Origin of the sequence: Polaribacter tangerinus, from assembly GCF_038024095.1 — a bacterium.
In the GTDB taxonomy this organism is placed as follows: Bacteria; Bacteroidota; Bacteroidia; order Flavobacteriales; family Flavobacteriaceae; genus Polaribacter; species Polaribacter tangerinus.
Genome location: NZ_CP150668.1, coordinates 2,478,179 through 2,493,048 on the forward strand (window position 1 = coordinate 2,478,179; position 14,870 = coordinate 2,493,048).

At 32.3% G+C, this 14,870-nt stretch carries 9 protein-coding genes; 6 read left to right on the top strand and 3 right to left on the bottom strand.

Annotated elements, in window-relative coordinates; genetic code table 11:
* Positions 1-19: 19 nt before the first annotated feature.
* The 3 genes from WHD54_RS10875 to WHD54_RS10885 are packed head-to-tail and all read right to left on the bottom strand — an operon-like array spanning position 20 to position 4,569.
* Positions 20-1,630 carry a RagB/SusD family nutrient uptake outer membrane protein gene (locus WHD54_RS10875; RefSeq protein WP_088323397.1) on the bottom strand — a complete coding sequence of 537 codons (1,611 nt, stop codon included), beginning with the start codon at positions 1,628-1,630 and terminating at the stop codon, positions 20-22.
* A 17-nt stretch (positions 1,631-1,647) separates the two neighbouring features.
* Positions 1,648-2,724 (bottom strand): TonB-dependent receptor domain-containing protein, encoded by a 1,077-nt coding sequence (locus tag WHD54_RS10880; RefSeq protein ID WP_340767776.1) that lies wholly within the window; start codon positions 2,722-2,724, stop codon positions 1,648-1,650.
* A 3-nt stretch (positions 2,725-2,727) separates the two neighbouring features.
* Complete coding sequence (locus WHD54_RS10885) at positions 2,728-4,569, bottom strand: SusC/RagA family TonB-linked outer membrane protein (RefSeq protein ID WP_340767308.1); 1,842 nt, start codon at positions 4,567-4,569, stop codon at positions 2,728-2,730.
* A 197-nt stretch (positions 4,570-4,766) separates the two neighbouring features.
* Between WHD54_RS10885 and WHD54_RS10890 the strand changes: the two genes are divergently transcribed.
* The 6 genes from WHD54_RS10890 to WHD54_RS10915 all read left to right on the top strand — a co-directional run bounded on the left by WHD54_RS10890 (position 4,767) and on the right by WHD54_RS10915 (position 14,866).
* Positions 4,767-5,783 (top strand): LacI family DNA-binding transcriptional regulator, encoded by a 1,017-nt coding sequence (locus WHD54_RS10890; protein WP_088323396.1) that lies wholly within the window; start codon positions 4,767-4,769, stop codon positions 5,781-5,783.
* A gap of 166 nt (positions 5,784-5,949) precedes the next feature.
* Positions 5,950-7,320, top strand: coding sequence for an MFS transporter (locus tag WHD54_RS10895; protein ID WP_088323395.1), 1,371 nt, complete (start codon positions 5,950-5,952; stop codon positions 7,318-7,320).
* 3 nt (positions 7,321-7,323) lie between these two features.
* Positions 7,324-7,980, top strand: a complete 657-nt coding sequence (gene pgmB / locus WHD54_RS10900; protein ID WP_088323394.1) for a beta-phosphoglucomutase — start codon at positions 7,324-7,326, stop codon at positions 7,978-7,980.
* Positions 7,981-8,096: 116 nt separating this feature from the next.
* On the top strand, positions 8,097-10,403 hold the full coding sequence (locus tag WHD54_RS10905; RefSeq protein ID WP_088323393.1) for a glycoside hydrolase family 65 protein: 2,307 nt from the start codon (positions 8,097-8,099) through the stop codon (positions 10,401-10,403).
* 66 nt (positions 10,404-10,469) lie between these two features.
* Positions 10,470-12,389: a glycoside hydrolase family 13 protein gene (locus WHD54_RS10910; protein ID WP_088323392.1), complete on the top strand. Its 1,920-nt coding sequence runs from the start codon at positions 10,470-10,472 to the stop codon at positions 12,387-12,389.
* Between the two features lie 53 nt (positions 12,390-12,442).
* Positions 12,443-14,866: a TIM-barrel domain-containing protein gene (locus tag WHD54_RS10915; protein ID WP_088323391.1), complete on the top strand. Its 2,424-nt coding sequence runs from the start codon at positions 12,443-12,445 to the stop codon at positions 14,864-14,866.
* Positions 14,867-14,870 lie beyond the last annotated feature (4 nt).

The window sequence follows — 14,870 nt, forward strand, 5'->3', positions numbered from 1 at the left end:
TTTCTAATTTGTATATTAATTAATATCCAGGGTTTTGTTTCAAATCTGGATTAGAGGCTAAACTTGCTGCAGGAATTGGATATAATTTTAAGTCAGCTGAAAGAGAAATTCCGTTTGTACCATTTCCTTTCCAAGCCCAATTATAATTTCCACCTGTAAAACGACCAAAACGAATTAAATCTTGACGTCTGTGTGCTTCCCAATGTAATTCTCTTGCTCTTTCATCAATAATAAAGTCTAAATCGATGTCGGCAATTGTTAAATTATTTTGCGGATTTTTTGCTCTTGTTCTTAGGGCATTAATATACCCTTCTAAATCTGTAGTATTTGCTCCAGTACCACCTCTTAAATGAGCTTCGGCATACATTAAGTATACATCTGCTAATCTAAACAAAGGAAAATCAGTATCTACAAATGTTTGGTCTACACCAAAACCTCCTGTAGATTTTGCATTTGAGTATTTTTCTAAAACAAAACCTTGGTCTTTGTTGGAAATGTCTGTTATTTCAATACTTCTATTTGCTTTAATGATTGAGTTTCTTGTATCTGTATTGTAAATACCACCGTCAAATAATTGTACAAATTGTTTTCTAAGGCGAATTGCTCCACCCCAACCAGCAGCACCAACACCCAAAGCGGCACCATTTGCTTCTAAGCTTCCTACAGAACCATTAATCATAACTGTTGTTGGGCCATAATTTTGAGTGTATGTTCCATCTGAAATTAGTGGAAATATAATTTCATTTTTAGCAGAGTTCGAATCGTTATCTGCCATAAAATTATGTTTATATTCAGTAGCTAAAGTATAGCCACCAGCAATAATTTTCTTTGTGTAGTCTAAACACTCTGTGTATTTAGCCTCACCGATGTACACTTCTGCATTTAGGTATATTTTTGCTAAAATCATCCAAGCAACGCCCTGGTCTGCTCTACCGTGCTCATTGGTTTTTGGTGCAGCTAAGTCTGCCTCAATATCTTTAAGTTCGGTTTCTATATAATTGAATAGTTGAGTTCTATTATATGCTTTTGGTTTGGTATTTATGGCATCATCTTCTGTACTAAAGTTTGCCTGACCAAAAATATCCATCATGTAATAATAAGACATTGCTCTTAACAAGCGAGCTTCGGCTCTGTAGGTTTTAATTTCAGATTTTACTGCATCAGAAACACCTCTTGCATTTAATTTATCGTCGGTAGTTTCTCTTAAAAAATTATTTGCAAATGCAATAGTAACATGAGTTCTACCAAACATACCTGTAATAATAGGATCGTTGGCGTTCCAAATATTTCTTTGAATTTCTCTTGTACCAGGGTCATTTTCATAAGACCAAATCATTTGATCTGCAGAAAGAGTTTGTAGGTACAATAAAACTCTACCAAACTGGCTAGTTCCGGCATCTAAACCATCAATATTAGACGATCCTGGGCCATCAATACCTGTTAAAGATAAGTTTCCGTATACACCTGCTAGTAATTCTTTATAGGCAGTTTCTTTTGCAAAAAAGTCTTCACCTAATAAATCTTGGTCATCTTTTGGTGTAATATTTAGGTCTTTTGTACAAGAAGATACAGCTATTACCATAACCAAAAGTAGGGTAGTAATTTTCTTGATTTTGAATATATTTTTCATAATTAATTATTTATTAATTAAAATTTAATGTTTGCACCAATTAAAAATGTTCTTGGTCTTGGATAAATATTATTATCTATACCTCCAAAAACTTCTGGATCTAAACCAGTGTAGTTTGTAAGCACAAATACATTTTGCATACCAGCCCATAAACGGATGCTGTTAGAGGCAAATTTTTTAATAGGTCTATTAAAAGTATATCCTAAAGTAATGTTGTCCATTCTTAAGAAGGATGCATTTTCTAAGTATAAGTCTGATAATATTACATCAGAAGTTCTTTGAAAGTTTGTATTTAAAACCGATGTAGGTAGGTTTCCTAATACAGCATTATCTTGTAAAAGATCGTATTGTGCATTTGCAGAATTTACGTTGTTGTATGCATAATTACCAATTTGAGCTCTTAGGTTAAAAGCCAAGTCGAAATTTTTGTAATTAAAGCTAGATTGAAAACCTAATGCTAAATCTGCTTGTGGATTTTCTTTCAAATATCTATCATCAGAATTAATGATATCATCACCATTTAAATCGGCGTAAGCACCTTCTATTGGGTTACCAGCTGTATCATAAAGTTGCTTGTAAACATAAAATGAATTTGGTGCGAAACCTTCACTAAATAATTGAATAAAGTTTCCAGTACCACCTGCAATTCCGCCTGTTGTAATATCTTGATCTAAGGCTAATTTTTTAATCTCTCTGTCTAAATACGTAGCATTAAAATTAATATTCCAATCGATATCTTCATTTTTAATAAGGTCGGCGTTCACGGTAAATTCGATACCATTTACTTGTAAGTCTCCTACATTTTGTAAAACTCGGTTGGTAAAGTTACTACCATCGGCTACTGGTGCGTCTGACAATAAGTCGGTAGAGTTTTTTTGAAATGCGTTTATAGAACCTGTTATTTTGTTATCAAACAACCCGTAATCTACACCTAACTCTATCGTTGCAGTATTTTCCCATTTTAAGTTACTTCTTTCCGAAGGAATAGTAGCAGCTATTGGAGTTCCACCAAATAAAAACTGAGAGTTTTGGTTTCCAAAACGATATCTGTCTAAATATAAATCTCCAGCAATACCATCTTGCTGACCGTTAATACCTTATGAGGCACGAAGTTTAAGCTCAGATATTACTTCGTTGTCTTTTAAGAAGTCTTCATCACTAACTCTCCAAGCCAATGCGGCACCACCAAAGTTTCCCCATCTATTTTGAGGTCCAAATCTAGAAGTTCCATCTCTTCTATAGTTAAGAGTTAGCAGGTATTTTTCGTTAAAAGTAATGTTTGTTCTAGCTAAAAAACCTATAAGAACAACCGGTGTATTAACGTAAGAAGTTGCACCTTGGTCGTTAAAGTTTCTTCTGTTTCCGGTACTGTTTCCATTACCATTAAAAGTTTGGTAAGAATACCCAACCATGGCATCTAACTTTGTTTTGCCAAAGGTGTTCACATAGTTTAAGTACCCGTCTAAAGATTCGTTTAATACTTCATTTCTGTATGCAGAATCATTTCCTACAAATAAATCGGTATAACTTGCTGGGCTATTTAATGGGTTAAAACTTGTTCCCTCACCTACAGATTTATCGAAACCAACATTTAATGTTGCTTTTAATTCTGGTAAAAAGTGAAATTTATAGTCGATATTTAAGTTTCCGTAATGTCTAAAAACATCAGAAACATTATTGTTTTGTAGCAGTGCCGCAACAGGATTTCTTGTTCCGTTTTGTACAATTACCCCATTAGCATCTCTAGTAATATGTTGGTAAAAGCCACCAAAAGGAGAAGAGGCATCTCTAACTGGTTGTGTTGGGTCGTATCTTAGAGCTGCACCAACCTGACCAGCATCAGCAAATCTGTTATCTTCAAAAGCCCTGTTGTAGTTAAGATTTATTTTTAAATGATCATCAAAAAAAGATGGATTCATAGAAAGCGATACAGTTGCTCTATCGTATTGAGAGGTTAATATGTTTCCTTCAATAGAAGAAAAACCTACAGATAATCTTGTGGGTATTCTGTTAAAAATTTGCCCTCTTGCAGTTAAATTGTGTTGCGTAGAAACAGATTTTTGCAATATCTCATCTTGCCAGTTTGTGTTTGCAGAGCCTAATAAACCAACATCACTAGGTCTTCTTTGAGAAACTAAATTTCTAAAGTCGTTTCCGTTAAAAACACTAACTCTATCTACTACTTCTCCAAAACCCATTTGGTAGTCGTAGTCTAAGCTATAATCTGTTCTACCTTTTTTGGTGGTAATAATAATAACACCATTTGCTCCTCTAGAACCATAAATTGAGGTTGCAGAAGCATCTTTTAGAACAGAAAAAGATTCAATGTCGTTTGGGTTTATACTAGCTAAAACACCTCTAGAACCACCTGCAGTGCCAGACATTGGTAAACCATCTATAACAATTAAAGGATTGTTAGATGCATTTAAAGAAGAGCCCCCACGAATTCTAATTTCAGAACCAGAACCAGGTGCACCACTTGTATTAATGTTAACACCAGCAACACGACCGCTTAATAAATTTTCTGGGGTAACAATATTACCCTTAGTAAATTCTTTTGCAGTAATTGCCTCAACAGATCCTGTGGCATCTTTAACGGTAGTTGTACCATAACCTACAATAACAATTTCATCTAATTGCTCTGTAGAAGCTTCTAAACTCACTACCAAATTAAAGTCTGTAGTTAGTACTATTTCTTTGTTAGCATATCCTAAATACCTAAAAACTAAGGTATCGCCCGATGCTACTTTTTCGATGGTAAAATTACCATCAAAATCAGTTTCGGTACCTTTATTAGTACCTTTAATCATAACACTTACACCTGGTAAAGCTTCACCAGATGATTTTTCTTTTACGACTCCTTTTACTGTTTGTTGAGCAAACATTGTAAAAGAGGTACTTAAAAGAAGTCCAATCAACAATAATTTAAAATTTTTCATGTATAATTTGTTAAATAATAACTGTAAATTTGATTTTGAATTAACAATAAATTTACATTCCACTTTGTAAATATAGAATGTAAATATCTATTTAGCACTTTCTAAAAGTTACGAAATCGGTTTCGTGTTGACAACTTTATCTAGAAAGATTGCAAATCTGTTAAAAAAGCAATGTTAAAATTCAACTTTGATAAGATATGAAGCAAAAAATTACGATAAAGACAATAGCAAAAGAATTGGGGGTTTCAACGTCTACAGTTTCTAAGGCTTTAAAGGATAGTCATGAAATTAGTAAAGAAACAAAAGATAAAATTCAGGCTTTTGCAAATCATTATAATTACAAGCCTAATAATTTGGCACTTCAGTTAAGAAATCAGAAAACAAAGTTAATTGGAGTTATTTTACCAAAAATTGTACATCATTTTTTTTCTACTGTTATAAAAGGCATCGAAGAAGGAGCCAACAAAAAAGGGTATAATATTATGGTATGTTTCTCGAATGAGTCATATCAAAAAGAGGTAGAAACCCTAAAAGTGTTATCGAATGGTAGCGTTGATGGTTTAATTGTATCCATAGCTAGTGAAACCTTAAAAAATAAAGATTTTAATCATTTTAAAGATTTGGTAAATGAAGAAATACCTTTGGTTTTATTTGATAGAGTTGTGCCAGAAATTAGATGCGATAAAGTTGTGGTGGATGATGTTGGTGCTGGTTTTAAAGCCACAAAATATCTTCTAAATCAAGGGTGTAAAAAAATTGCGTTAATTACAACGCCAGAGCATGTAAATGTGGGAGCTTTAAGAAGAAAAGGCTATGAAAGAGCATTAAAAGAGAATGGTTTTGAAATAGATACCAGTGTTATTGTTGAAGTTGATGAATCTATTGATGTTAAGGAGCAAATACGAACAGTAATAAAAGAAGGTGTAGACGGAGTGTTTGCGGTAAATGAAATTTATGCAGCAAAATCTATTCGAATAGCAAAAGAAAAGGGATTGCAAATACCTAATGAGATTTCTATAATTGGGTTTACAGATGGTCAAATATCTGCCTATGCATCTCCATCAATTACTACTATTGCACAACATGGTTTAACCATGGGAAGGCAAGTTATAGAAATGCTTATCGAGAGAATAGAAAAAGATTCAGAAGAATATAAGCCTAAAACTATTGTAATTTCTAGTGATTTAAAGTTACGAGAATCTACCAAAAATTAATAATTACGAAACCGTCGTCGTTAATTTAAAAAGTTTTTTTTACAATATTAATAAAAAACTACTACTTTTGTTGCCATAGTACGATTTATCAATAGATTGCATTCCACACATTTAATTAATTGATAAGTATAAAACTTATTGTAATATTCATTTATAATATTCGATAATGGAAAAGCGTACATTAAATTTCTGGCAAATTTGGAACATGAGTTTCGGGTTTCTAGGGATACAATTCGGATTTGCCCTTCAGGGCGGATTTATGTCAAGAATTTTTCAAGATCTTGGAGCAGCAAAAGATGATATTCCGTTGCTTTGGATAGCCGCACCTTTAACAGGATTGCTTGTACAACCCATAATTGGTTATATGAGTGATAGAACTTGGAGCCCTAAATGGGGTAGAAGGAGACCTTATTTTTTAATAGGAGCAATCTTAAGCTCATTAGCATTATTTTTAGTTCCTCACTCTTCAGTTTTATGGGTGGCAGCTGGCTTTCTTTGGATTTTAGATGCCTCCATTAATATTTCTATGGAACCATTTCGAGCTTTGGTAGCAGATAAGCTTCCAGAATCTCAGAGATCTTATGGTTTTGTTGTTCAAACTTTAATTATTGGTATTGGAACATGGGTAGCAAGTAATTTACCCTGGATGGTTTCTAAATTAGGTATTAGTAATTCAGGCGAACCCGGAGTGGTTTCTATGTCTGTAAAAGTGGCTTTTGCTATTGGTGCACTTGTATTTTTATTGAGCATACTTTATACTGTTTTTACAACAGATGAATATCCGCCAGAAGATATGAAGGCTTTTGAGGAGGAGAAGCTCGAAAAAAACAATTTCATAAAAGATATTGTAGATAATATTGGTAGCATGCCATTAACAATGAAAAAGCTTGGTTTGGTCCAATTTTTCTCATGGTTTGCTTTTTTTACAATGTGGTCTTTGGCAAACCCCGCTTTAACAGAGCATGTCTTTAAAACTCCTGCACCTCAAGAAACAGCCTATAACATGGCAGATTCGGTTCAGGCAGAAGCCTATAAAATAGCAAATACAAAGTTTCAAGAATCTTCTAATTCAGTAGGTTCTGCTATGGGAATTTACGGATTATCTTCTATGGCATTTGCACTATTATTAACCTTTTACACATCTAAACGAACCATAAACAGAAAGTTTGTACATTTTTTCTCATTGTTTCTTGGGGGTGTTGGTTTTTTATTGATGAATTATGCATCACCAGAAAACCTAAAATACTGTTTTGTACTGATAGGTTTTGCTTGGGGTAGTATTTTATCTATGCCATATGCAATGTTATCTAGCTCGGTAGATCCGAAAAAAATGGGCGTAATCATGGGAATTTTTAACATGTTTATTGTTATACCTCAAATTATAGCAGCCCTTGGTGGTATTAACTATGTATCTAGCCTTTTGGGTGAAGAAGCTATTCATGCCATGACAATTGCTGGAATTAGTTTAATAATTGCTGGTTTTTGTAACTTATTAATTACCAATAAAAATGCAATCAGTTATCAAGCAGAAAATTAAAGAATGAATACAAAAGGATTTATATTCGATTTAGACGGAGTTATTGTAGATACAGCTAAATATCATTATTTAGCGTGGAAAAAATTAGCCAATCATTTAGGTTTTGAGTTTACAGAAACTCATAACGAATTGTTTAAAGGAGTTAGTAGAAAACGCTGCTTAGAAATTTTATTAGATATAGGTAGTGTAAACGCAACTAAAGAACAGTTTGATACTTGGATGGTTGAAAAAAATATTGACTATTTAAAGTATATTGAAAAAATGGACGCCTCAGAAATTTTACCTGACGTTCCAAAAATATTAGAGTTTTTAAAGAAAAATAAACTTCCTATTGCACTAGGGTCTGCAAGTAAAAATGCGCAACCTATTTTAGAAAAAGTTGGATTGTTACATTATTTTGATGCAATTGTAGACGGTAATAATGTTACAAAAGCAAAACCAGACCCAGAAGTTTTTTTATTGGCAGCCAAACAACTAGGTGTAAAGCCAGAAAATTGTATTGTATTTGAAGATGCAGTAGCAGGAATAGAAGCAGCCAATAATGCAAATATGACAAGTGTAGGAATTGGAGATGCCCAAATATTAAATGAGGCAAAATTTAATTTTAAAAACTTTACAAAAATAGATATCAACTTCTTAACTAGGTTGATACATGCATAAGCATACCTAATATAAAAAAATAAAAAAGAAAAAAATAAGAAAGAAAAAGCTTGAAAGAGTTTTTAATAAATATGTAAAGTAATTTATTTTCTTTCTTTTTCTCTAAAAGTATAAAAATGAATCAAGATTATATTCAGCCAAACGCTTGGTCAATTATAGAAGATGGATTTGATGCCACCAGAGTAAAATCCTCAGAAAGTTTATTTAGTATTGGAAACGGTGCTATGGGACAACGTGCAAATTTCGAAGAAACATATACAGGAAAAACTTTTCAAGGAAGTTATATAGCAGGAGTGTATTATCCTGATAAAACAAGAGTTGGATGGTGGAAAAATGGGTATCCAGAGTATTTTGCCAAAGTGCTAAATGCCCCAAGTTGGATAGGAATAAACGTAACAGTTAATGATGAAAGCTTAGATTTACACACCTGTAAAGAAGTTTCAAAATTTAAAAGAGAATTAAACATGAAAGAAGGTTGGTTGTCTAGAAGTTTTGAGGCGTTGCTTAAAAATGATGTAAGAATTAAAGTAGAGACTATTCGTTTTTTAAGTTTAGATTTAGATGAAGTAGGTGCCATTAATTATACTGTTACACCTTTAAATACATCTGCTAAAATTACCTATGCTCCTTATTTAGATGCAGGCATTACTAATGAAGATACAAACTGGGATGATCAGTTTTGGGATGTTTTAAAAGTGGAGCAGCATAAAGAGCAATCTTTTATAGAGGCAAGAACCATGAAAACACATTTTTACACGTGTACATTTATGGAGTCTCGTTTATTTTTGAATGGCTCGGAGATTAACTCAGATTTTATAAATAGTAGAACAGAAAAAACTATAACCACAACTTACACACAAGAAGTTTCTGTAAATGATTCGTTTACGATTCATAAATTTGGAGGTTATGTGGTGGACAGAAATCATAAAAAAGAAACATTACAAGCGGCAGCAGAGAGGGCTTTAGAAAAAGCAACTACTTTAGGTTTTAACAATTTGTTAGAGCAACAAAAAAAAGCGTGGGCAAAGATTTGGCAAATGTCAGATATTACAATTAAAGGAGACATAAAAGCCCAGCAAGGTATTCGATTTAATATTTTTCAATTAAACCAAACGTATTTAGGAACCGATGCCTCTCTAAATATCGGTCCAAAAGGATTTACTGGAGAGAAATACGGTGGAAGTACCTATTGGGATACAGAAGCGTATTGCATTCCTTTTTACATGGCAACAAAAGACCAATCGGTTGCAAGAACTCTATTAGAGTACAGGTATAATCATCTAAATAAAGCCATAGAAAATGCAGAAAAATTAGGTTTTTCTAACGGAGCAGCATTATATCCTATGGTAACTATGAATGGAGAAGAATGCCACAATGAGTGGGAAATTACTTTTGAAGAAATTCATAGAAATGGCGCTATTGCATTTGCTATTTATAACTACCATAGGTTTACTAACGATTACACTTATATTCCAGAAAAAGGCTTAGAAGTACTAATAGCTATTGCACGTTTTTGGTATCAAAGAGTAAATTTTTCGAAAGAAAAAAATAAGTATGTAATGTTAGGTGTAACAGGGCCAAATGAGTATGAAAATAATATTAACAATAATTTCTATACCAATTACATTGCAAAATGGTGTTTAAACTACGCTTTAGAAAATATAGAAGTAGTAAAAAGAGATTATGCTCAAGACTATACAAGAATTAAAGATAAAGTTGAGTTTAGCGATGATGAGTTACAGGGTTGGAAAAAAGTAGCAGATAATATGTATTTTCCATACTCAGAAAAACACCAGGTTTTTTTGCAACAAGATGGTTTTTTAGATAAAGAATTAATAACAGTTGCAGATTTGGATAAAAATCAAAGACCTATTAACCAAAAGTGGAGTTGGGATCGTATTTTGCGTTCACCTTATATTAAGCAAGCAGATACTTTACAAGGTTTTTACATGTTCGAAGACCATTTTACGACAGAAGAGTTAGCACGTCATTTCGATTTTTACGAACCATTTACGGTGCATGAAAGTTCACTTTCTCCCTGTGTACACAGTATACAAGCTGCAAAATTAAACAGAATGGACCAGGCGTACGAATTCTACTTAAGAACCTCTCGTTTAGACTTAGATGATTACAATCATGAAGTAGAAGAGGGCCTTCATATAACATCTATGGCAGGTACATGGATGAGTATAGTAGAAGGTTTTGGAGGAATGAGAGTTCAAGATAACACACTTTGTTTTGCTCCTAAAATACCGAAGGAATGGGAGTCTTATTCTTTTAAAGTTAATTTTAGAAATCAAGTTTTAAAAGTAGTGGTTCATCAATCAGAAACGTTGTTCGAATTGGAAGGAACATCAGATTTAAACATTAAAGTTAATGGCAAATCTTTTTTAGTATCACCAAACAATTTGGTAACCATATAAAAGTTATAAATAGAACTCCAAAAACCTTAGTATAATGGTTTTTGGAGTTTTTTAAAACAACAACCAATGAAATATTTTAAAGCTATTTATCCACTATTATTAGTACTTTTTTTTGCATGCAATAATTCTTCTATTAAAAAAGAGGATACTATTGTTTCGAAATTGAAAATTACAGATTCATTAGAAAGGGTAGAGCCACCAAATTGGTTTGTTGGGTTTAAAAATACCTCTTTACAACTATTAGTAAAGGAACCTAATATTGGTAATTTTACTCCTAGTATATCTTATGAAGGAGTTCAAATTAAAAAAGTTCATAAAGCAACTAGCAATAATTACTTGTTTATAGATTTGGTAATTTCTGAAAAAACCAAACCAGGAAAATTTAATATTGTTTTTACAGCTACAGGAACATCGGAAAAAGTGCATACATACGAGCTAAAGGATAGAGAAAAATCACCCGAAAAATATGTTGGTTTTAATAGTGCAGATGTTCTTTATTTGATTACACCAGATCGTTTTGCAAATGCCAATATTTCTAATGATATTGATATTTCTATGAAAGAAAAAACAATTGATAGAAAAGATGATTATGCACGTCATGGAGGTGATATTAAAGGAATTACAAATCATTTAGACTATATTGATAGTATGGGTTTTACAGCAATTTGGTCATGCCCATTGCTGGTAAATGATATGAAAAAATCTTCGTATCATGGTTATGCAATAACAGATTTATATAAAATAGATCCACGATTTGGAACTTTAAAAGAGTATAGAGAATTGGCAGATAAAGCTGCTGAAAAAGGTATAAAATTAATTATGGATCAGGTAGCGAATCATTGTGGTAGCGAACACTGGTGGATGAAAGATTTACCTTTTAATGATTGGTTAAATTATCAAGAAAATTTTGAGAAAAATGGAACTTTAATAACTTCTAATCATAGAAGAACTACCAACCAAGACTTATATGCATCAAAAGTTGATGCCGCTCAAAATACGAAAGGTTGGTTTGTGAATTCTATGCCAGATTTGAATCAGAAAAATCCATTTATGGCCAAATACATCATACAAAACAGTATTTGGTGGATAGAAACTATTGGCTTAAGCGGTATAAGACAAGATACATATCCTTATCCAGACAAAGAGTTTATGAGTAATTGGGCGGGAGCAATTATGGCAGAATATCCAAATTTTTCTATTGTTGGAGAAGAATGGAGCTATAATCCTTTACTTATTGGGTATTGGCAAAAAGGGGCCAATAATCGTGATGGTTATGAGTCTAACTTATCATCGACAATGGATTTTGCTATGCAAAAAAAAATTGTAGAAGCTTTAAATGAAAAAGAAAGTTGGGATACTGGTTTAGTGAAAATTTACGAGGGTTTAGCAAATGATTTTCATTATGCAAGTCCGAAAGACTTACTTACTTTTCCTGATAACCACGATATGAGTAGAATTTTTACCCAATTAAATGGAAATATAACTCTTACTAAAATGGCACTATCTGTTCACTTAACTTTACCAAGAATTCCACAAATTTATTATGGAACAGAAATTTTAATGAACGACTTTAATAAACCAGGAGACCATGGTTTAATTCGAACAGATTTTCCTGGAGGTTGGCAAAATGATGTTGTGAATGCATTTGATGGAACTGGCTTAACTAGTAGTCAGATAGAAATGCAACGATTTCTTAAAAAATTACTGAATTTCAGAAAATCATCAAAAGCAATTCATACAGGTAAAACAGTACATTTTGCACCAGTAAATGGAGTTTACTTTTTATTTAGAATTCTTGAAGATGAAGTGGTTGTAACGATTATTAATAAGAATGATAATCCGCTAAAAATTGATTTAAACCGTTTTAACGAGATTGGATTACAAGGAAAAATAGTAAAAAATATTATAACAGATGCCACTATTCGTTGGAGTGACTCACTAAGCTTAACTAGTAAAGGAAGTATTATATTAACCACTAAGTTGTAGTAATTAAATTTTTTTAAAGTTTTGTAACCTCTGTAACTTGTAAATGTTAGTAAATGAAAACTATAAAAATTGTAATTATTGTCCTTTTTTTATCTGCCTATTCTTGGGCACAAAATTCAGGACGAATTTTTAAGGATGCAAAATTTTTAAAGGGTAATAAATTTGAGATAGCAGTTTCTGATGGTAATTATATAATTCAATTTTATTCTGATAAAATTGTAGAAACCTTGTTTGTGCCAACTTATCAAACAGTTTCTTCAGCTTCTCATGCAGTTGTATTGTCACCTCAAAAAATATCCATAAATATTAATGAAACAGCTAATAGAGTAACTTATGCCTCTAACGGAATTAAAGTCGTTATTGATAAAAAACCTTTTAAAATTAGTTATTTTTATAGAGGAGCCCTTGTTACATCAGAAAAAAGGGGATACTATATTTCAGACCATATTCCATTAGAAGCGGTAAAAGAAAATATTATAGCAGCAGAAACAGAGAAAATTGAATTTAATTTATCAGAAAGCGAAGTTTTATACGGAACAGGTTCGAGGGCTTTAGGAATGAATAGGCGAGGGCACCGTTTGCCTTTGTTTAATAAAGCCCATTATGGGTATGAAAACTATTCGGAATTAATGAATTTTACACTTCCAATAGTAATTTCTTCAAAAAAGTACATGCTACATTTCGATAATGCTCCTGTTGGTTATTTAGATTTAGATAGTAAAAAAGACAACTCTTTAACCTATGAAACCATTTCTGGAACAAAAAAATACCAAGTAATTGTAGGAAACTCATGGGAAAATTTAATTGATAATTACACCAAATTAACAGGCAAACAACCCTTACCACCAAGGTGGGCGTTGGGTAATTTTTCTAGTCGGTTTGGGTATCATTCACAAGCAGAAACAGAAAGAACAATAGCCAAGTTTAATGAAGAAAATATACCTGTAGATGCTGTTATTTTAGATTTGTATTGGTTCGGAAAAGACATTCAAGGAACCATGGGTAATTTAGAAGTTTTTAAAGATTCTTTTCCAGATATGAAAGGAATGATTTCTAACTTTAAAAAGAAAGGTGTAAAAACTATTTTAATTACAGAGCCATTCATTTTATCAAATTCAAAGAGGTGGGATGAAGCAACCAAAGAAAATATTTTAGCAAAAGATTCTGTAGGAAATCCTGCAAAGTATGATTTTTACTTCGGAAATACTGGCATTATTGATATTTATAAGAAAGAAGGGAAAGTTTGGTTTTGGAATATTTATAAAGATATTTTGAACATGGGAGTAAAAGGGCTTTGGGGAGATTTGGGAGAGCCAGAAGTACATCCTCATTGGGTGCAACACCAAACGGGTTCTGCAAACGAAGTTCATAATACGTATGGCCATGATTGGGCAAAATTAATTTATGAAGGTTATAAGAGAGATTATTCTAATGAGAGACCTTTTATTTTAATGCGTTCGGGAGCTGCTGGTTCTCAAAGATTTGGAATGATACCCTGGTCTGGGGACGTAAGTAGAACTTGGGGAGGATTAGAAAGTCAACCAGAAATTGCTTTACAAATGGGGTTGCAAGGCTTTGGTTATATGCACTCAGATTTGGGTGGTTTTGCAGGCAGTAATTTAGACGATAATTTATATGTTCGTTGGTTACAGTATGGTGTTTTTCAGCCAATTTTTAGACCACATGCTCAAGAGGATGTAGCTAGCGAACCTGTTTATAGAAGTGATAACGCAAAGAGTCTATCAAACAAGGCAATAGAGCTTCGTTATCAACTTTTACCCTATAACTATAATCTTGCGTTTGAAAATCATACAAAAGGAACCCCTTTAATGAGACCTATTTTTTTTGAAGAAGAGACTAAAGAGATGGCAAATTATTCTAAGTCTTATTTATGGGGAAAAGATTTTTTAATTACCCCAATATTAAAAGATTCTGTAGTAAATAAAGAAATTTATTTTCCTAAAACTAATAATTGGTTTAATTTTTATACCGACAATAAGGTCAAGGGAGGAGTTTCTAAAGAAATTATTTTACATAAAAATTATATACCAACTTATGTAAGAGCGGGAGCATTTATTTTAACAACTCCAATTAAGCAATCTACAGATTTTTATACAGGAAAAGAGTTTATGCTACATTACTATCACGATGATGAGGTAATAACTTCTAAAAGAACTTTTTATAATGATAATGGAACAGTTTCTAACCCTATAGAAAAAGGTGTTTATGAAATTTTATCATTTCAATCTACACTTAAAAAGAATTTTTTAAAGTTTAACTTCAATGCCACACTTGGCAAAAATTGGCAAGCATCATCCAAAACAATAGAAATTAAACTACACAATATAACATGGGTACCTAAAAAGGTACTTGTAAATGGTAAAAAAACTTCATTTAATTTAACTAACAATGTGCTAAGTTTATCTGTGAATTGGAATACCAATAAAAGTGTAAAAATTAAAATAGCAACAAAGTAAAAGA